Origin of the sequence: Streptomyces typhae (assembly GCF_009755605.1) — a bacterium.
Classification (GTDB): domain Bacteria; phylum Actinomycetota; class Actinomycetes; order Streptomycetales; family Streptomycetaceae; genus Streptomyces; species Streptomyces typhae.
This window is the reverse complement of record NZ_WPNZ01000017.1, coordinates 1-19,277: the sequence shown is the minus strand read 5'-3', so window position 1 is coordinate 19,277 and position 19,277 is coordinate 1. Positions and strand designations below refer to the sequence as shown.

Genomic DNA, 19,277 nt, shown 5'->3' with positions numbered 1-19,277 from the left:
CCGGCCACCCCGGCTTCCGCGGTCTTCGCGGCCTTCGCGGCGCCCGTTCACATCACCACCAGGGGGCAGACATGAACCATCCCGCGCACTGGACCCTGTCCCATGTGTCCGCGCGGCACGCCCGGACCCGGCCCGGCCGTCCGGCCGTGATCTGCGAGGAGCGGCGCACCACCTACGCCGAGCTGCACCGTGCCGGCAACCAGGTGGCGCACGCGCTGCGCGCGGCCGGCGTCGGCGTGGGCAGCCGGGTGGCCTATCTGGGCCGCGAGTGCGAGCACTACTACCTGACGATCCTGGCCTGCGCCAAGGCGGGCGCGGTGATCGTGCCGGTCAACTGGCGGCTCACCCCGGCCGAGGTGGAGCACATCCTGACGGACGCGGGCGCCGAACTCCTCTTCGTCGACGAGGAGTTCCGTGCCACCGCCGACGAAGTCCTGGGCGGCGAGGGCCTGCGGAGCCTGCGGGCGGTGGTGCGCCTGGACGGCACCGGCGCCGACGGGCGCCCGGACCGGGGCGCGGGCCTGCGGGCCTGGTGCGCGCAGGCACCCGACACCGATCTGGCGCCGCCCACCGGCCCCGACGACGCGGTGCTGCAGATCTACACCAGCGGCACCACCGGCCTGCCCAAGGGCGTGGTGCTGGCCCACCGCACGTTCTTCACGCTGCCGCAGGCGACCCTGGACACCGGCGCCGACCCGGACGAGGGCATCGACTGGCGGCAGGACGACGTCAGTCTGATCTCGCTGCCGGGCTTCGGGATCGCGGGCATCGGCTGGTTCCTGCACGGCTTCTGCGCGGGCGCCACCAATGTGGTGATGCCGATGTACTCGGCGCAGGAAGCGGTGCGTCTGATCGAGCGGGAGAAGGTGACCATCACCTTCGTGGCCCCGGCCATGCTGCAGATGATGCTGGACGAACGCGGGGTGTCGGCGCGGACGTTCGCCTCCATGCGGAAGATCGCCTACGGGGCGGCGCCGATCTCGGAGGGGCTGCTGCACCGCAGCCTGCAGATCTTCGGCTGCCAGCTGGCGCAGATCTACGCCAGCACCGAGGCGGGCAGTGTCGCGGTGTGCCTGCCGCCCTCCGCGCACCGGGTGGGCAGCGTCCTGCTGCGGGCCGCGGGCCGGGCCTGCCCCGGCAACGAGATCAAGGTGATCGACCGGGACGGGCAGATCCTGGCGCCGGGCGAGATCGGCCAGGTGTGCATCCGCACGCCCGCGCACATGCTCGGCTACCACAACCGGCCCCAGGCCACCGCCGAGACGCTGGTGGAGGGCTGGCTGCACATGGGCGACGCCGGCTATCTCGACGAGGACGGCTATCTGTTCCTGTGCGACCGCATCAACGACACGATCATCGTGGCCGGGCAGAACATCTATCCGGCCGAGGTGGAAAAGCAGCTCAGCGAGCACCCCGCGGTGGCCGATGCCGCCGTGGTCGGGGTGCCCGACGCGCGCTGGGGCGAGGCGGTGCACGCCGCCGTGGTGCTGCGGCCGGGCAGCCGGGCCAGCCCCCGCCAGCTGCTGCTGTTCCTGCGCGGCCGGATCGCCGACTACAAGATCCCCGTCGCCTACCACCTGCTGGAGGCCCTGCCCCGCAACCCGTCGGGCAAGATCCTGCGCCGGGCGGTGCGCGAGCAGCTGCGCGAGCGCGGCTCCGCACCCGCCGGGGCCGCGCACACCCCCGCCACCACAGCCACAGCCGCAGCCGCAGCCGCGTCGGCGCCGGCGTCGGCGGGCCGGTCCTGACCCGGTCCGCCGGCCCCGCCCCGGCCGGCTGTGCGACTTCCTGCCTGCGTCCTTTCCGTACGCGCCTCTCTTGATCCTGTGTCTTTTCGCTTTCGCTGTCTTTTCGCTTTCGATCGGAGTCCGACATGGGCACCTCCGCCGGCCCGCTGCGCATCGGCGTCCTGCTGCCGACCCGGGAACAGGCCATCAACGACACCTTCGCGGCCGCGCCGCTGCTCGACTTCGCCCGGCAGGCCGAGGACCTCGGCTTCGACTCGCTGTGGGCGGGCGACTCCCTGACCGCCCGCCCGCGCCTGGACCCGCTGATCGTACTGTCGGCCGCGGGCGCGGTCACCAGCCGGGTCACCCTGGGCACCGCGGCCCTGACCCCGGCCCTGCGCCACCCCCTGATCGGCGCGAACATGATCTCCAGCCTGGACCATGTGTGCGCCTCCCGGCTCACCCTGGGCCTGGGTTCGGGGTTCCCGATGCCGGAGACCGAGGAGGAGTTCGCCGCCGTCGGCGCCTCCTTCGCCGGCCGCGCGGGGCGCCTGGACGACATCGTCGCCCTGTGGCGCCGCGCCTGGAGTGCCTCCGCGCCCGGCGCGGACAGCACGTACGAGGGCCGCTACTGGCAGGCCAAGGACCTCGACCGGCTGCCGCGCCCGCACCGCACCGGCGGGCCGCCGCTGTGGCTGGCGGGCAGCGACACCCCCCGCGTCCTGGAGCGGGTGGCCCGCCACTACGACGGCTGGCTGCCGTTCCTGCCCGACCCCGACGCCTACGGGCGCGCCTGGCAGCGCATCAGCGAGCTGTCCGCCGGGGCCGGCCGCCCGGCCGGCGCCGTCACCCCGGCCCTGTACGCGACGATCACCGTCGACGACGACGCGGCGGCGGCCCGGGCGGAGCTGGAGCACTACATCAGCCACTACTACGGGGCCTCGCTGGAGCAGATGGCCCGGTTCCAGGCCTACGCCTGGGGCAGCGCCGAGGACTGCGCGGCGGCGCTGGAGGCCTATGTGCGCTCCGGCGCCCGCCATCTGGTGATCCGTATCGGGTCGCTGGACCCCCAGCCGCAGCTGAAGCAGATCGCCGACGTGCTGCTGCCCCGACTCAAGGAGAGCGCGAAGTGAGCGACTTCACCGACATGTCCACCGCCGGGCACTGGTTCCACCCGGTGGAATCCGACCCCGACGCCGGGATCCGGCTGTTCCTGCTGCCGCACGCGGGCAGCGGCGCCATCATCTACCGCGACTGGGGCCGGCTGCTGCCCTCCGACGTGGCCGCGCAGGCGGTGACCCTGCCCGGCCGGCACAACCGGCACGAGGAGGAGACCTACGAGGACTTCGAGCCGCTCCTGGACGGCCTGTACGAGGCGGTCCTGGACGAGATCGACGACCGGCCGTTCGCGTTCTTCGGGCACTGCCTGGGCGCCCAGCTGGCCTACCGGCTGACCGTGCGCCTGGAACGCGAGGGCGAGCGCGGCCCGCTGGTCCTGGGCACCTCGGGCTGGTCCCCGATCGGGTTCTACCAGCCCACCGAGGAGGAGAGCCGCCTGCCGGACGCCCAGATGCTGGAGTGGATCAAACGCCTGGGCTCCTTCCCCGCCGAGGTCTACGACAACCCCGAGATGCTGGCCCTGGTCATTCCCGCGCTCCGCGCCGACCTGCGGGTCTCGGCGCAGTACGTGGACGACGGCGCCGGGGTGTCCTGCCCGCTGGCCTCCTACGGCGGCAGCACCGACCCGCTGCAGCAGGCCCCGGACGCGATGTCGCACTGGGCGCGGCGCAGCCCGCGCTACCTGGGCCACAGCGAGTTCCCCGGCGGCCACTTCTACATCGACAACCACGCCCTGGCCGTGACCACGGACTTCGCCCGCCATCTGCACCGCTTCCAGGAACTGCTGGTGCACTGAGAAAGACGCCGTGCGGGCCCGTGGACCGCCTCGAGCCCGCCCCCCGGGGTGCCGTACGCGCGCCTCTTCGGGGGCGGGCTCGACGAGGCAGGCCGCGGAACCAGCAGGGGCCAGCAGGACCGGCAGGGGTCGGCGGGATCCACAGACGGGAGAGAGGGCTGATGGGCATGCAGGGGCACCAGGAGGCCGCGCCGCAGGAGTTGCTGGCGCTGATGCCGTTCGCGGCGCTGGTGGGCATCCGGGCCGAGCGGGCCGGCAGGCAGGAGGTCGTCACGCGGCTGCCGTGGGCGAAGGAGCGGTGCACGGCCGCCGGGGTGCTGCACGGCGGCGCCCTGGTCACGCTCGCCGACTGCGCGGCGGGCATCTGCGCCTACCTGAATCTGCCCGCCGGGGCCACCACGTCCACGATCGAGCTGAAGACGCACTACTTCGCCGCGGTGCGCGGCGGGGACGTGGTGGCCGTGGCCCGTCCGCTGCATCTGGGCGGCTCCTTCGCCGTGATCCAGACGGACCTGTTCAACGAGACCGGCACCGGGGTGCGGCGGCGGGTGGGGCAGACCACCCAGACCCAGGCCGTCCTGCGCGGCCACTGACCGCGCCCCCGGCACCGCCGCGCTGCTGCCGTGCCGGGGGCGGCACAGGCAGGAGGGCCGGCCCGCGGTGGACGCGGGCCGGCCTTCGTGCGCGGCGCCCCGGGCCGAAAGCGCACCGGCCCGGGGGCGCGGCGCAAGGGGGGTCATCCGGTGGTGCGGCGGTGGTTCTCGGCCCGGCGGGCCTCGCGCAGCAGGGCGTCGACCATGCCCTCGTCGAGCATCGTCTGCGCGGCGATGTCGGCGGTGTCCCCGAACCCGAAGTCGAACAGGGCGACGCTGACGGTGTAGTCGCCGGCCACCGTCCAGGTACGGAAACTCCACTCGTCGCCGGCGCCCGGGGTGCCGTCGGGCCGCAGCACCTGCATGCGCCGGGCGCCCGGGGCGAACCCGAACTCGGTGAAGCGGAACCGCAGCCCCTGCCCGATCGCCTTGCTGTAGGCCTCTTTGAGGGTCCACAGCCGCACCAGGGTGGAGTTGCGGCGCCGCTGCTCGATGCGGGAGATCAGCTCGGTCTCGTGCGGGGTGCAGATCTGCCGCTCCACGGCCGAGCCCTCCAGGCGGCGGCTCTCCAGCTCGGCGTCCACGCCGATCCAGCCGCGCCGGGTGACCCCGACGACCAGCAGGTCGGCGGTGTGGCTGAGGCTGATGTCGACCTGGTCGCAGCCGCGCAGATAGGGGCGCCCGCCGGGCTTGTAGGCCAGGTCGATGTCGGCCGGGCGGGCCTCCAGGACCGCGCCCGCGGCGTACTTCAGCAGCAGCCGCGAGGCCAGGAACCGGGCGCGCACGTCCTGGTTGGTCATGCCCCGGTAGCGTTCGAAGTCCCGCCCCAGAAGCGGGGCGAGCGCGGAGTCGGCCTCGGCGTCCGCGGCGCTGTCCTGCTCCTGCGGCCGGCTCTCGGGCAGCCAGTCCCCCAGGCGCGCGTACAGCACCACGCTGGCGTGCTCGGCCAGTTCCCGCCGTACGGTGTCCCAGGGCCCGGCCGGGGTGACCAGGACGGGCTCGGACAGGACGGCGAGCGCGGAGGGCGCGGGCAGCACCGCCGCGGCGGCCACGGCCGTGCTCACGCCGCGGCCTTCTGGCCGATGCCGCCTGCGGCACACCACGGCCCGCCCGCGGCCCCGGTGTCGTCGAGGTCGTCTTCCCCGGTGGCGGCGCGCAGCAGGTCGGTGAGGGTGCCCACGTCGGCCATGTGGCTGACGATGTCGGGCAGCAGCAGGTCGCCGAGCTGGGGGCGGCGCTCCTGCAGCAGGTGCATGAGCTGCATCAGCATCAGCGAGTCCAGGCCCAGGTCCTCGTACAGGCGGCTGCGTTCGTTCACGGGGGCGCGGCCGGTCTCCAGGGCGGTGACGACGTCGTCGGCGACCCGGTCCAGCAGTAGTTCACTCACGTGGTCCTCCTCGGTCCAACAGGATGGTGCGGGGCGGCGCGGCGCGGCGGCGCACGGGGGTGTGCCGGGGCGCGGGGGGGGTCAGCCGGCGGCGGCCAGCGGGCTGTCGTACAGGTCGAAGCTGGAGGGCTGGTGGTGGCGGCGCAGGAGCTCGGCGAAGACCTGGGCCTCGGGGGCGGGTGCTCCGGCGGGCAGGGGGCCGATGCCGAGCCGGGTGCAGATCCGCAGCAGGGCGCTGACCAGCCAGCCCGAGCGGGCCAGGAAGACGTCGGGGCCGCCCTGCTGGTGGCGCCACACGCCCAGGCAGGCGGCGGCGGCCAGGAGCAGGGTGTAGCGGTCGGCCAGGGCGTAGGTCTGGGGGTTGGCCAGGCAGTGCCGGCTCAAGGGGGCCAGGGTGGTGCAGGCGGCGCGCAGGCGGCGCAGTTCGGCGGTCAGCAGCCGTACCAGGGGCTGCAGGACGGCTGTGAACTCCAGGTCCGGGTGCTCCTCCAGGAAGCCGGCCGCGGCCAGGAGTTCGGCGCACAGCACGTCGCTGTCGGGCGAGGTCTCCAGGCGGGAGAAGGCCAGGGCGGGCTGGTCCTGGCGCAGGGCGAACAGCGAGGGGTCGCCGGTGTCGCCGGCGCCGGCCGGCTGCCAGCAGCGGCGGGCCAGGGCGGGCAGCTGGGGGCTGATGGTGGACAGCGCGGCGGCCGCCCCGGCGTGGCCCAGGCTGGTGACCGGCAGGTCGCGGACGTGTTTTTGGAAGATGCCGAACTCGCCGTCGCGCACGTAGATGCTGGAGCCCAGCAGCACCGACAGTTCGTGCACGGCGTCGTTGAGGAGGATCGGCAGCAGGTACTTGGTGGCGGCCGCGTACACGCCGGTGATGCCCCGGTGGTGGCCGGCGGCGCGCATGGCGGCCAGGCTGAGGCTGTCGCAGATCAGCAGGTCGGTGAAGGCTCCGGCCAGGGTGCGGCGGGCCTGCGGGTTGCGCGGCAGGGGCCGGCCGCCCACGCCGCGCTGCTCGGCGAAGCGCAGGGCGGTGCGCAGCGCGGTGTCGCCGCCGGCCAGCACCATGGCGGGCAGGACGGAGCGGGTGAAGGCGAAGGACTTCAGGGCCAGTTCGACGCCGCCGCCCACCGCGCCGAGCAGGCCGTCGGCGGGCACGGGGCAGTCGTCGAAGGCCAGGCCGGTCATGCGGCAGCCGCGCATGCCCACCATGGGGTAGGGGGCGAGGTCCTTGACGCGGCCGGCGGGCAGCCGGCCGCGGTCCAGGAGCAGGGTGGAGTGGGCCTGGCTGCCCGGTTCGTCGGAGCTGCGGCAGACCACGACCAGGCCCTGGGCCCGGTCGGCGTTGATGATCACGCGTTTGGTGCCGTTGAGGACCAGGCCCTTGCCGCCCTGGGTGAGGCGGAACTCGTCGCGCAGGAAGGCGTTGCCGTGGGCGAGTTCCCGGTAGGAGACGGCCAGCCGGCCCCCGCCCAGGAGCAGGTCGGCCGCCCAGCGCTGCTGCTCGGCGCTGCCGCCGGCCCATACCGAGGCGCCGGCCAGGAGGGAGAAGACGCCGTAGCCCACGCCCAGGGACTGGTCGCGGCGGAAGACCGGCCGCAGGATGCGGGCCAGGGTGTCGGCGCGCACCAGGCGCCCGCCCAGTGCGGCGGGCACGAACTCGGCGTTCAGCCGGAAGTCGTCCAGCAGGTCCTCGGCCGCGGCCTGGAGGCGGCCCTTAGCGTCGGCGGCCAGGATGGGCCCGTGTCCCAGCGGGTTGGCCGTGTCCCACGGGTCGCCGAAGCGCGCCTCCAGATCGGCGGTACGTTTCTGCACCGCGGCTTCCGAGGCCAGCAGCGCCACCTGGGCGGCGGACGCCGGACCGTCTGTGTGTGCTGGTACGGCTTGCAGGGCGAACGTCGTCCCCGATGCCATCGCTGCGCCACCTTCCGCCGGGCCGGGCCGTCCGGCACGGGCCCCCCTTTTGCTCCGAGCCTCACCAAGAGGGCTGGAGAACCGCTCGACCCTCACCGGGGCCCGGCCACAGCCCCCAGCTCCCCGCCCCGCCACCGCCCCGCGCCCCGCAGGCCGGCACCCCTTCGCACCCCGCCCCCCTTTGCGTTTGCAGCAGCGACATCACGGGGGTGGGTGTTTCCCCTTTTCCGCCGCGTTTCCGCCGCGGCGGCGGGGTATTCCGCCGCATCGCCGCACCGGGCCCGGAGGTTTTCCCGGCAGCGGCTCCGGGGGTTTTCCGGCAGCGGCTCCGGGGGTTTTTGCGGGCGGGGGGTCCGGGTGTTTTTTCCGGCGGGCCGGGGGCGGGGCCGGAAAGGGGCTCGAGGACGGCCACACGGCAGGCGGAGCCGCGAGGGCGGGGCGCTTTGCGGTGAGGGTGTTTCGTCTATCGTCCGAAAGTGACAAGTGTGTGTGCGGCACGGGTTGTTGAGCAGCCGGGCGCCGCCGGCCGGGCCGAGGAGAGCGATGCCGAGCAGCACGAGTCCCACCCCCCTCGCGGTGCGCCTGTTCGTGCTGCACCACGCGGGCGGCTCGCACCTGACGTTCCGGCACTGGCCGCGGCTGCTGCCCGGCACCTGGCAGGTGCGCCTGCTGGACGCGCCCGGCCACGGGCGGCTGCTGGACATGGAGCCGGCCGCCGACGCCGGCCGCCTGGCCGACTTCCTGCTGGAGCGCCTGGAGCCCGAACTCCACGACCCGGCGCCCTTCGCGTTCTTCGGCCACAGCATGGGCGCGGTGCTCGCCTACGAGATGACCCGCCGCCTGGCCGTACGCGGCCGGGCGCTGCCGGTGTGGCTGGGGCTGTCCGCGCGCGGCGCGCCGCCCGGGGCCGGCCGCGGCCCGCGCGCCCGGCACACGCTGGACGACGCCGCACTGCAAGCACACCTCAGGCGTCTGGGCGGCACCCCGGCGGAGGTCTTGGACTCCCCCGCGATGTGGGCCCGCTTCGCCCCGCTGATCCGCACCGACCTGCGCCTGGTCGACTCCTACACCCTCACCCCCGGCACGCCCCGGCTGCCGGTCGCCTGCTGCGTCTACGGCGGCCGCGCCGATGGAACCGTGCCCCGTGAACGGCTGGCCGCCTGGCAGGACCTCACCCACCGCTTCGGGGGCGTGCGCCTGTTCGACGGCGGCCACTTCTACTTCCTTGACGACCCCGCCCCGCTGCTCGCGCAGATCACCGGGGACCTGAGCGCGGCCCTGGCCGCCACCCGCACGGCGGCGGCACCCAACTGACCGGCCCGCGGCCGGTGTGAGGGGGAAGAACAGATGCAGTTCCGCATTCTGGGCCCGGTGGAGATCCACGACGGCCGTACCGGCCGGCGGATCCTGCCCGCCGGTGCCAAACAGCGGGCCCTGCTCGGCGCCCTGGTGGCCATGGCCGGCCACCACGTGTCGGTCGCCCGCCTCATCGACGAACTGTGGGGCGAACACCCCCCGGCCGGCGCCGCCAACGCCCTGCAGGCCCACGTCGCCCGCCTGCGCCGCCTGCTGCCCGCCCCCGGCACCGTCCCCGGCGTCCCCGCGTCCGCTGCCGCGACGGCTCCTGTGGCAGCACACGGGCGGGGGCGCGGGCGGGGGCGGGCCGCCGCAGCGCACACCGGGACCGCAGCCCGCACACCAGCCGCGGCGGCAGCCCGCACAGCGGCCGGGGCCGGGGCGGCGGCCGGTGCGGGGGCGGCAGGCGCGGCGGCAGAGGGCAGCGGGGCGGAGGCCGGGCAAGGGGCCGGGCAAGGGGCCGGGCACGGGGCGGGTGCGGGCATCTGGACCTGCCCGCCCGGCTACGTCCTGCGCCTGGGCACGGCCGACACCGACGCCGCCCACTTCCACCAGCTCACCGCCCAGGGCCGCCGGATCGCCGCGCACGAACCCGCCCGCGCCGCCGAACTCCTGCGCCGGGCCCTGAGCCTGTGGCGCGGCCCCGCCCTGGAGGGCAGCATCGGCGGCGACATCTGCGCCGCCGAGGCCACCCGCCTGGAAGAACACCGCCTGGCCGCCCTGGAACTGCTGCACGACGCCTGTCTGCGCGCCGGACGCCACGGCGAGATCATCGGCGAACTCGAGGAACTCACCGGCGATCACCCCATGCGGGAACGCTTCTACGACCAGCTGATGCTCGCCCTGTACCGGTGCGGACGCCAGGCGGAGGCCCTGCGCGTCTACGACCGGGCCCGCAAACGCCTGGTCAACGAACTGGGCGTGGAGCCAGGACCGGTACTGCGCGAGCGCATGGAAGCCATCCTGCGCCACGACGCCGCCCTGACCGCCCCCGCCCTCACCGCCTCCCCGACCGCCGCCCTGACCGCCGCCCCCTCCGCCCCCTCTGCCGCCGCCGTCGTCTCCGGCGCCGTCCTCCAGGCCCGCGCTCTCGCTCCCGCCCCGTCCCCGCTCTGCGCGCGCGGCGCGGTGGCCGGCGGGGACGGCCTGAGCCTGAGCCTGAACACGGTCACCGGCACCGGCACCGGCACCGGCACGGGTGCGGGTATGGGTGCGGGTGCGGGTGAGACGGTGCTGAGCCTGGGCAGTGAGATCGCCCGGCTGCACCACCGCATCGAGAGCCTGCGGGTCCAGCAGCGCCAACTGCTGCGCCGTTTCGAGGCCCTGACGGCCGCCACCGGCCACCCCGCCCCCGTCCCCGCTCCCGCTCCTGCTCCCGCGTCCTAGGCCGCTCAAGGGGCGGCCGGTGGCCCGGCCGGGCGCTGGACCTGCGGGCGGCCGTGGCGGCGGGCTGCCGTGCGGCCGTGGCGGTGGTCCTGGCGGCCGGGACAGGAAGCGGACGCGCTGTGCGCGCCGCTGAAAGGGGCCGCCTGCCCGTGACCGCCCGCCCCGCCGACCCGCCGCAGGCGGGAAGCCGGGTACGGAAGGCACGGGGCGGGAAGCACGGGGCGGGAAGCCGGGTGCAGGAAGCACGGGGGCGGGAAGCACAAGGGCGGGTGCGGCGGTCTTGCCGGGGACGGGGTACGACCCGGGAAGACCGCCGCGGTCCGGGGTCCGGCGGACCTGGGGCGGTCCGGCGGTGGGCAGGCACGGGGGAGGCCTGCCGGCCCGGCCTCTCCACCCTGGCGGCCGCCGCCGGAGCGGCGCTGGAGGATCGCCGGAGCCCGCCCGCCCGTTCCCGGGCGGATGGGCGGCGGCTGGTCAGGGGGTGCGGCGGGCCTTGGCGGCGGCGACGGCGTGGGCGAGGTCGCGGACGGCGGCCTCGCAGGCCCCGTCGGGGTCGTCGCCGTCGCCGTCGTCGCCGCCGGAGCCCAGGACGACCAGGGGGGCGCGGCCGCTGTGGGCGGCCAGGTAGCGGGCCAGTTCCCAGGCCAGGGCGCCGGCGCCGGAGAAGGCGCCCAGGATCAGGGGGGTGCCGGCCTCCAGGTGGGGGGTGAGCAGGGGCAGGCAGTGCGGTACGCGGGCCGCGTCGGGGTGCAGGGCCATCAGGGCCTCGGGGCCGGGGTAGTGGCGGGCCAGGGCGTCCTGGCAGGAGGCGGGGGTGCCGGGTGAGGAGACCAGGCACAGGGTGCCGGCGCCGTCCTGGCGCGGTGGGCGCAGGCGGGCCAGGCCGGGGGCCGCGGCCGGCGGCGGGTCGTACAGCAGCGGCGCGTCGGTGTGCGCGGTGGTGCCCAGGCCGGCCAGGGCCTGGGCGACGGTGGTGTGTTCGCCGGCGATCAGGGGCAGCTGGCGCAGCAGGCGGGCGCTGCGGGCCAGCAGGGCGGCGGCGGTGTCGTCGGGCAGCCGGCTGCGGTCGTGGACGGCGGTCAGCACCAGGCAGCCGGTGCTGTCGCGGTGGGCGAGGATCCCGATGGGGTGGGCGCTGTGCTCGCCGGCCGGTTCGGGCTCCTCGACGTGGATGCGGCGGGCGGCCAGGGCCAGGGTGACCTCTTCCGCCGGGCGGTGGGTGTGGGCGAAGGACAGCAGGGTCTGCGGGGGCGGGGCGCCGGTCCACTCCCGGATGTCGCCGGTGGTGACCCACTCGTAGGCGCTCAGGTCCAGGACCTGGTCGCGGGCCTGCTGCAGCAGGCCGGCCACGGGGGCGGCGGGGTCGACGTGCAGGGTCATCGGCAGCGGGCCCTGCAGGGGGCCCGGCAGGCGGGTGATGCCCTCCATGGGGATGCCGCGTCCGGAGACGGTGACGTGGAAGCGGACCGGGGCCGCTGCCCCGGGGGCGGCGGCCAGGTGCAGCAGCATCGCCCACACCGCCTGCAGCGCGTTGCTCTCGGATGTGCCGAAGCGGGCCGCCCAGGTGGTCAGGCGGGCGGCCTCGGCGCGGGTGAGGCGGGCCCGGGTGCGGCCGGTGCCGCTGTGCCCGGTCACCGCGCCCGGCCGGGCCCGGGGCAGCAGGCAGGCAACCGGTTCCTGACGGGTCCACAGGTCGCGGGCCGCGCGGGCGTCCTGCTGGTTCAGCCAGCGCCGGTAGTCGCGCAGGTCCGGGCGGCGCTCGGCGCCCGGCAGGGTGCCGGTGGCCAGGTAGGCGCGGTAGAACTCCTGCACCAGCACCCGCACGCTCCAGTTGTCCAGCAGGGCGCGGTGGTAGGTGAGCAGCACGAAGGTGGGGGCCTGGTCCTGCGGCAACCGGCCGGGGGCCGGGGCCGTGTCGGGCGGGGCGCCGTCCAGCAGGGCCGCGCGCAGCATGGCGGGCCGGGCCGGGTCGAAGCCGCGGCGGCGTTCCTGTTCCATCAGGGCGTGGCGGGTCAGGCGGCCGTGCGGGTGGCGGGTCACGGTGATGCGGGCGTGGGCGTGCAGGGCCACCCGGGGTGCGGGGTCGAAGACGAACGCGGCCCGCAGCACCGTCTCGCGGTCGGTGACCGACTGCCAGGCGGCCTTGAACCGGGCGGTGTCCAGCGGCCCGTGCCAGCGCCAGCACAGCTGTGCCACCTGGTGGTCGGGGTGGGCGGCGATGTCGGCGAGCAGTTCCTGCTGCAGCCCGGTGGCCTCCATCAGCTGCGGCAGCCGCGGCCATGCCCGCCCCGCTCCCCCACCGCCGCCGCTGCCACCGCCGCTACCACTGCCACCGCCACCGCTGCCGCCGCTGCCGCCGCGGCTGTCGCGGCGGCTGTCGTTGGCGCGGTCGTGAGGGCCGCTGTGTCCGGCGGTGCCGGTGCTGTCGGGGGCGGTGGGCTCAAAGCCGAGGCCGAAGCCGAGGCCGGGGTCGGGGTCGGGCTCAGGGCCGGGGCCGAAGCCGGGCTCAAGGCCGGGGCCGAAATCGGGGTCGGGCTCAAGGCCGGGGCCGGAGCCGGGGTCGGCGTTGGGGTCGGGGCCGAGGTCGGGGTCGGAGCTGAGCTGGGGTTCGGGGCCCGGTGCGGGGGCGGGGGCGGGTGCGGGGTGGGGGTCGGTGGTGTGGGGGGCGGCGGTCAGCAGGTCGGCGAGGATCCCCAGCGGGTACAGGCCGGTCAGCTCCAGGGTGTGGTGGGCCGGGCCGTGCCGCAGGATGTGCGGCCGCTCCTCCCGCAACGCCGGCTGCTCCGCGGCGACATGCGCCAGCGCCGCCTCCAGCAGCGCGGGATCCAGCGGGCCGCGCAGCTCCAGCGTGGAGGGGGTGTCGAGCAGAATGGCGCCGGCATCGAGCACGGCGGTCAGCGGCGCGTGCGCCGCGGTGCGTCCGTCGGTCATCGGCTCAGCGGGGCCGGCGTGTCACCACGGGTGCCGCGGCTGCGCGACGGCACCGGCCCCGTCCTCCTCTCCTGCGAGCGCAGAGATCGAGTATGGGTCCCCCGCCCCACACCACACTGACGTGCCGCTGACATGAGCGTCAGCGGCACAAGCGGCCCACCCCCGACCGCCCACCCGACACCCCCCGCCTGCCCGCCCGCAAGCCCACGGAACATATTCAGCTCTCCAACACCCTTGCCCGCCCGGCCAGTTGACGGTGCGCGTGCGTGCGCATGCGTTCCGTACGTGTGCAGGCGCGGGTGCGTACGGGTACGGGTCGGGCGGGTGCGGGCGGGGGTCAGCGGGCGGGGGTAAGGTGGCGCACCGCGGTCTCGGCGTGTTCGCGGGCCAGTTCCATCAGGGTGCCGCTCTCCCGGGCCAGGCGGGCGCGCACCTGGCGGCGGGCCCGGTTCAGGGCCGTGGCCGCGTCCGTGCCGGGCGCCGTGCGGGCCAGGGTGTCCTCGCACAGCACGACGTGGTGCTGGGCGATGACGGTGACCCCGCTCTCGTCGGGGTCGATGAGCCATTCGCCGCAGTGCGCGGCCACCGGGCCGCGCGGGTCGGGTTCCTTGAACACGATGCGGCCCGCGTGCGGGAAGCACACCCGCACCGACGTCACCTGCTCCTCGCCGCCGTCCTCGCCCCGCACCCCCATGGTGATCTTCTGGATGCCGGCCTGGGTCTCGTCCAGGTCCACGCCGGTGACGTAGGGGACCTGCTGGCTCCAGTCGGCCGCCTCGTACAGGAAGCCGTAGAGGAGTTCGGCGGGCCCGTGCACGCGCAGCCTCTCCTCGAAGGAGAGCACCAGCTGGTCCAGGCGGGACCAGCGGCGGGCGATGTCCTGCAGGCTGCTCAGGTCGGCGCGGGCGTTGGCGCGGGTGGCGCGCTCCAGCCAGGCCAGGTCCTCGGGCCGGTCGCCGGCGGCGCTGAAGGCGTGGTCGATGGCCAGCCGGCAGCGTTCGGCGCCCAGTTCGGTCACCGACCAGGTGCCGCCCATGGAGGCGGCCGGTTCCATCAGCTGTTCCTGCCGGTAGGTGACGGTGCGCCGGGCGGGGTCCTGCACCCGGCTGGAGGTCCAGGACTTGACCTGTCCGTCGGCGACCACCCACATCCGCAGGCGTTCTCGTACTCCGTCGTAGTCCAGGCGTTCCACATGGACGTTCGCGGGAAAGTACAGCGGCCACTGCACGGCGTCCGCGATCAGCCCGTAGACGACTCCCGCGGGAGCGGCCACCTCGACCGCGTGCGACACCCGGTGAACACGCTCGCCCGACACCGGCACCACCTTCTCTCGGAAAAAGGGAGGGCGCCGCGGCGACTGCGGTGGTGCGGGCCCACGGCCGGCAGGCCACCCGGGGACGGCAGCGGTCATCGGCAGCCCTTGGTCATTCACTCAGCAGTTGGTCAACTGTCCCTCGAGGGGCTCGAGCCGCGCCGGAGTCCGGCTCGAGCCCGCCCGCACCCCGCCCACGGGCGGGGGCAGCGGCGGCACGGGACAGAACCGGAAAAAGAGAGAAGCAGAGAAGCGCAGAAGCACAGAAGCGCCGAAGCAGAGAAGCGCCGAAGCGGAGAAGCAGCAGCAGCACAAGAAACGCAGGGAGCGCAGAAGCAGCAGGAAGCGCAGAAGGGGCAGAAGCGGAGAAGGGGCAGGGCAGGGTTGCGGGGGGGTCCTTTCAGGCGGCGTAGAGGTCGAAGGTGGAGCCGCGGCGGGGGCCGGCGACGACGTCCAGCTGCGGGTCGACGGCCAGCATGGCCTGGTGCAGGCGCTGCATCTGCGGGGAGGGCTCCACGCCCAGCTCGTCGATGAGGCGGGCGCGCAGGCGGCGGTAGATGTCCAGGGCCGAGGCCTGCCGGCCCGAGCGGTACAGCGCCACCATGGCCTGGGAGTGCAGGCCCTCGTGCTGGGGGTAGCGGGCGGTCAGCTCGGTGAGCTCGGCGATGAGTTCGGAGTGCCGGCCAAGGCGCAGGTCGGCGTCGATGCGGCGCTCCAGGGTGCCCAGACGGCTCTCCTCCAGGCGCATCACCTCGATCTCCAGGATCGGGCCGGTGCGCACGTCCACCAGGGTGGGCCCGCGCCACAGCGCAAGGGCCTGGCGGAAGTGCTCGGCCGAGGCGCCGTCGTCACCGGCCTCGAACGCGCCGCGGCCGCGGGTGACCAGATGCTCGTACTGGTGCACGTCCACGCTGTCGGGGGCGATCTGCATCAGGTAGCCGCCGTGCCGGGTGGCGAGGACGTCCTTGGCGGTGCCGGGGGCGTCGGGGCCCATCGCGGTGCCCAGGCGGCGGCGCAGCTGCAGGATGTAGGTCTGCAGGGTGGTCAGCGCGCTCTGCGGCGGCTCCATGCCCCAGATCTCCTCCATCAGGATCGGGACGGGCACCAGCCGCCCCGGGGAAAGGGCGAGCAGGGACAGGATCTGCCGCGGTTTCGCCGCCGTCGGGACGATCGATCCCCCGTTGACACTGGCACTCAGCGGACCCAGGACCTGAATCTTCACGGGATTGTCCTTTCGTACTTCGTCGAGTTCCTCTCAGTGGCTGATGCCATCACCGCGAGCACATTAGCCGGAGCCGTCACAGCCCTTTACGCTTCTCAAGCCGTCCTTGAGACAGGATGAGAAACACCTGTTTCCCCAAATGTTCTATTCTGCAAAGAAGTTGAGGGGGCGGCGGGTGACACCGATCACCGGCCGCCCCTGCCGGCGCCCGCCCCGGTGGGTGGCAACCCGGTGGCGGGCGGGCCTGCCGCGGGACACACCCCCCCCCCTTTGCGGGTACGGAGGCTGCGTCGTTCACCCACGCCCTGCACGGCCGCGCCCTGCCTCCCGCCTCCCGCCTCCCGCGTCCTGCGTCCTACGTCCTGCCTCCTGTGCAGGGGGCGTCTCGCGCATGGCGTGTTGTGCGTGTCGTGCGGGGCGCGTGTCGTGCGGGGCGTCTTGCCGGGTCCGGCACGCCGCGCCGTACGGAGCCCGCGTACCGGGCCCGCCTGCCGGGCCCCGGGTGCGGGACCGGGTGCGGGTTCCAGGAGGTCCGGTCCGGGGGCGCTCTGGGGTGGCCAGAGGAGCTGCCGCCGAAAAGGTGTTCCGGGCCGCTGCCGCGCGGGCGCCGGGCCGGGGCGCTGCGGCGGTGTCGGCGACCGTGCAGCGGCGCGGCCGCGTGACCGCGGCAGCTGTGGGGCTATGGGGCTGTGTTGGGCTGTGGAGCTGTGGGGCTGTGGGGCTGTGGGGCTGTACTGCGGTGTTGCGGGGCGGCCCGCGGGGCCGTGGGCCCGTGGCGCGCTGCCGTGCCGTGCGGTGCCGTGCGGTGGGGCGTGGCGCCGGTGGGGCGGTGGGGGTCTGGTGGGCTGCGGCTGTCAGCTGACGGGGGTGAGGCGGGGGCGGGCGGTTTCGGCCGCGGTGGCGGTGGCGGTCTCGGGTCCGGCCAGCAGGATCGAGCGCTGCAGGCGGCGCAGTGCCACCGACGGTTCCAGGCCCAGCTCGCGCACCAGGGTGGCGCGCAGCCGCTGGTAGACGTCCAGGGCCTCGCCGCGGCGCCCCGAGCGGTGCAGCGCCAGCATGAACTGGGCGTGCAGGTTCTCGTGTGTGCGGTGGCGGTTGACCAGGACGGTGAGCTCGGCCAGCAGTTCCCGGTGCCGCCCCAGGCGCAGGTCGGCCTCGATCCGCTGGTCCAGGGCGCACAGGCGGCTCTCGTGCAGCCGCCGGATCTCCACCTTCAGCTGGGACCCGGCCGGCACGTCGGCCAGCGCGTCCCCGCTCCACAGCGCCAGCGCCTGCCGCAGCTGCCGGGCGGCGCCCGCGTAGTCCGAGCCGTCCATCGCCCGGTAGCCCATGCCCGCGAGCCGCTCGAACTCCCGGGCGTCGTTGGCCCCCTGGCCCCCGGCCAGGAGATAGCCGCCCGGCGTCGTCACCAGCACGTCCTTCGCCGACTGCCGCCCCTGCCCGCCGCCGTCCGGGACACCCGCACCGGCACCCGGACCGCCGCCGGGGCCGGTGCCGGCGGCGGGGCCGTCGGGGGTGCGCAGGGCGGCGGCGATGAGCTCGCGCAGCTGCAGCACATAGGTCTGCAGCGTGGTGCGGGCGCTGCGCGGCGGGGTGGTGCCCCACAGCTCCTCCATCAGCGCGGAGACGGGAACCACACGGTCGGCATGCAGCGCCAGCAGCGCCAGCACCTGACGGGGCTTGGGGGCGCTGGGCGTGATGGAGACGCCGCGCTCCTGTATCGCCAGTGCGCCCAGTACGTTGATGTCCACAGCGTTTCCCCTGTCCCGTGGATGCTGCCGCGTGGGGGCCGTCCCCCTGCCCGGGGGGTGGTCCCCCTACCCAACGATTCAAAAACAGTCCATGCGGTTTGTCAATATGAAACCGCATGGATGGTTTCTGTGTGGGGGCCGGAACGGTCCCTCCGCCGCCCCGCCCGCCGCGTGCCGACGCCCGGCCCGTGCGGGGCGTATGCGCAGGTCACGGGCGTGTGCATCGGGCGTCCCGGGTGCGGGGGGGCGCGGCCGGGGCGGGGCGCGGCGGGATGCTCGGGGGGCGGGCGGGGCGGGGAGGCGGGTGCGCACGGGTGTGCGGGCGCCGCGTGACGGCGCCCGCAGGGCTTCGTAACAGTCCGGTCAGTCGGTTTTATGGGGGTGCGGGCACAGGGACACGGCTGCGGGCTCTGCCGCGCTCAGGGCCGGGCCCGTGCTCCTCCCGGCCGGGCCCGTGCTCCCGGCGGGGCCTGGGCTTGCGGTGGGGCCTGGGCTTGCGGTGGGGCCGGGGGCGGTGCTGGAGGCGGGGGCCGGGGTGCTGGTGCTGGTTTCGGCGGGCGGTGCGGGGGTGTTGGGGGCGGGGGTGGTGCCGTAGGGGACGAGGGCGGGCAGGGTGTCCTGGGGGGCCAGGCGCGGGAGCATGAGTTCCCAGTAGTGGCGCAGGGTGGAGCGGGCGACCCACTGGGGGTTGGTGCTGCCCAGGACCTCGAAGCCGACGGTGGCGGCCAGGACGGCGGAGCAGGCTTCCTCGGGGCGGACGCCGTCGGCGAGTTCGCCCTTGGCGGCGGCGGCGTGCAGGAGCTGTTCGACCCAGTGCTGCCACTGGCCGCGCAGGTCCAGGGCCTCGCTGCGGCGCGGGGTGGTGCCGGCCAGTTCGAAGCCGGCCCGTACCACGACGTCGGCCTCCAGGCTGTGCATCAGCGCGTGGGTGGCGTCCACCAGGCGCTGCAGCAGGCTGACGTCGCTGGCCTCGGCCTGGCGGGTGATGCGGCTGATGGCCCCGGCGGCGGTCTCCTCCACCGCGCGGGCCAGGACCTGTTTGCTCTCGAAGTGGAAGTGCAGCGCGCCGCTGCTCACCCCGGCCCGGCTGCTGATGGTGCTGAGCGAGGCCGCGACGAAGCCTTCTTCGGCGAACGTCTGGGCCGCCGCCCGCATCAGCAACTGTCGTGTGCGCGCGGCTCGCGCTTGCTGCACCATGGTGGTTCTCCCGATCGTGGGGGGGGTGCACCGCGGTGGCGTGCACGCCACCGCCTGGATGCCCTGAACTGCTCCACTCCCCCGTGGACACTGCGGCTCTTGAACTGTTCACAACTGCGCAACCGCACAACTGCTCTGCACGACTGCGGGACTGCGGGACTGCGGTGGTGCGGGACTGCGGTGGTGCGGGTCTTCGGCTGGGCGGGGTCGGGTCCGAAGGGGTGCCCGGGATGGGGGGCGGTCCTCGAACTGCGTTGATTCTGACTGCTGTTGGGGCGTGTGATGTCTGGCGGGGCGGATGCGGCGGTGGCGTCTGCCGTGGTTGCGGCTGCGGCTGCGGCCCCTGCCGGGGCCGGCAGGGGCCGCAGACCCGGCGCGGTCCGGTGCGGGCCGGCGGGTCCGGGGACGGGGCGGGGTTACTGCGGGGGGTTGCCGTGTTTGCGTGCGGGCAGGTCGGCGTGCTTGCTGCGGAGCATGGCCAGCGAGTTCACGAGGACTTCGCGGGTGGCGGCGGGGTCGATGACGTCGTCGACCAGGCCGCGTTCGGCGGCGTAGTAGGGGTGCATCAGCTCGGACTTGTACTCCTTGACCATGCGGG

General features: G+C 75.0%; 15 protein-coding genes. 6 read left to right on the top strand and 9 right to left on the bottom strand.

Annotated elements, in window-relative coordinates:
• Window positions 1-71 precede the first annotated feature (71 nt).
• The 4 genes from GPA10_RS27620 to GPA10_RS27605 all read left to right on the top strand — a co-directional run bounded on the left by GPA10_RS27620 (window position 72) and on the right by GPA10_RS27605 (window position 4,235).
• Window positions 72-1,748: a long-chain-fatty-acid--CoA ligase gene (locus tag GPA10_RS27620; RefSeq protein WP_157167872.1), complete on the top strand. Its 1,677-nt coding sequence runs from the start codon at window positions 72-74 to the stop codon at window positions 1,746-1,748.
• Window positions 1,749-1,873: 125 nt separating this feature from the next.
• The gene (locus GPA10_RS27615; protein ID WP_058846593.1) at window positions 1,874-2,860 is read left to right on the top strand and encodes an LLM class flavin-dependent oxidoreductase; all 987 of its coding nucleotides are present in this window, start codon (window positions 1,874-1,876) and stop codon (window positions 2,858-2,860) included.
• A gap of 14 nt (window positions 2,861-2,874) precedes the next feature.
• Window positions 2,875-3,642 (top strand): thioesterase II family protein, encoded by a 768-nt coding sequence (locus tag GPA10_RS27610; protein ID WP_058846758.1) that lies wholly within the window; start codon window positions 2,875-2,877, stop codon window positions 3,640-3,642.
• A 161-nt stretch (window positions 3,643-3,803) separates the two neighbouring features.
• Window positions 3,804-4,235: a PaaI family thioesterase gene (locus GPA10_RS27605; protein WP_241844851.1), complete on the top strand. Its 432-nt coding sequence runs from the start codon at window positions 3,804-3,806 to the stop codon at window positions 4,233-4,235.
• A gap of 143 nt (window positions 4,236-4,378) precedes the next feature.
• On the opposite strand, the gene GPA10_RS27600 is transcribed toward GPA10_RS27605, so the two are convergent.
• The 3 genes from GPA10_RS27600 to GPA10_RS27590 all read right to left on the bottom strand — a co-directional run bounded on the left by GPA10_RS27600 (window position 4,379) and on the right by GPA10_RS27590 (window position 7,524).
• Window positions 4,379-5,299, bottom strand: a complete 921-nt coding sequence (locus GPA10_RS27600) for a 4'-phosphopantetheinyl transferase family protein (protein ID WP_241844850.1) — start codon at window positions 5,297-5,299, stop codon at window positions 4,379-4,381.
• Window positions 5,296-5,622: a phosphopantetheine-binding protein gene (locus GPA10_RS27595; protein ID WP_063803472.1), complete on the bottom strand. Its 327-nt coding sequence runs from the start codon at window positions 5,620-5,622 to the stop codon at window positions 5,296-5,298. The genes GPA10_RS27600 and GPA10_RS27595 overlap by 4 nt, the downstream gene beginning before the upstream one ends.
• A gap of 81 nt (window positions 5,623-5,703) precedes the next feature.
• The gene (locus GPA10_RS27590) at window positions 5,704-7,524 is read right to left on the bottom strand and encodes an acyl-CoA dehydrogenase family protein (protein WP_157167871.1); all 1,821 of its coding nucleotides are present in this window, start codon (window positions 7,522-7,524) and stop codon (window positions 5,704-5,706) included.
• 543 nt (window positions 7,525-8,067) lie between these two features.
• Here GPA10_RS27590 and GPA10_RS27585 point away from each other — a divergent pair.
• The gene (locus GPA10_RS27585) at window positions 8,068-8,838 is read left to right on the top strand and encodes a thioesterase II family protein (protein ID WP_157167870.1); all 771 of its coding nucleotides are present in this window, start codon (window positions 8,068-8,070) and stop codon (window positions 8,836-8,838) included.
• A 33-nt stretch (window positions 8,839-8,871) separates the two neighbouring features.
• Window positions 8,872-10,266 (top strand): AfsR/SARP family transcriptional regulator, encoded by a 1,395-nt coding sequence (locus GPA10_RS42790; protein ID WP_246259876.1) that lies wholly within the window; start codon window positions 8,872-8,874, stop codon window positions 10,264-10,266.
• A 474-nt stretch (window positions 10,267-10,740) separates the two neighbouring features.
• Here the strand turns inward: GPA10_RS42790 and GPA10_RS27575 are convergent, their stop codons facing one another.
• The 6 genes from GPA10_RS27575 to GPA10_RS27550 form a co-directional block, all read right to left on the bottom strand.
• Complete coding sequence (locus GPA10_RS27575) at window positions 10,741-13,197, bottom strand: condensation domain-containing protein (RefSeq protein ID WP_157167869.1); 2,457 nt, start codon at window positions 13,195-13,197, stop codon at window positions 10,741-10,743.
• A gap of 337 nt (window positions 13,198-13,534) precedes the next feature.
• Window positions 13,535-14,512 carry an aromatase/cyclase gene (locus tag GPA10_RS27570; protein ID WP_343041385.1) on the bottom strand — a complete coding sequence of 326 codons (978 nt, stop codon included), beginning with the start codon at window positions 14,510-14,512 and terminating at the stop codon, window positions 13,535-13,537.
• Window positions 14,513-14,909: 397 nt separating this feature from the next.
• Window positions 14,910-15,731: an AfsR/SARP family transcriptional regulator gene (locus GPA10_RS27565; protein WP_058846589.1), complete on the bottom strand. Its 822-nt coding sequence runs from the start codon at window positions 15,729-15,731 to the stop codon at window positions 14,910-14,912.
• An 854-nt stretch (window positions 15,732-16,585) separates the two neighbouring features.
• Complete coding sequence (locus tag GPA10_RS27560; RefSeq protein WP_343041384.1) at window positions 16,586-17,482, bottom strand: AfsR/SARP family transcriptional regulator; 897 nt, start codon at window positions 17,480-17,482, stop codon at window positions 16,586-16,588.
• Between the two features lie 363 nt (window positions 17,483-17,845).
• On the bottom strand, window positions 17,846-18,679 hold the full coding sequence (locus tag GPA10_RS27555) for a ScbR family autoregulator-binding transcription factor (protein ID WP_157167867.1): 834 nt from the start codon (window positions 18,677-18,679) through the stop codon (window positions 17,846-17,848).
• 416 nt (window positions 18,680-19,095) lie between these two features.
• Window positions 19,096-19,277, bottom strand: a 182-nt coding sequence (locus GPA10_RS27550; protein ID WP_281364847.1) for a carboxyl transferase domain-containing protein, incomplete at its 5' end; no start/stop codon positions are given.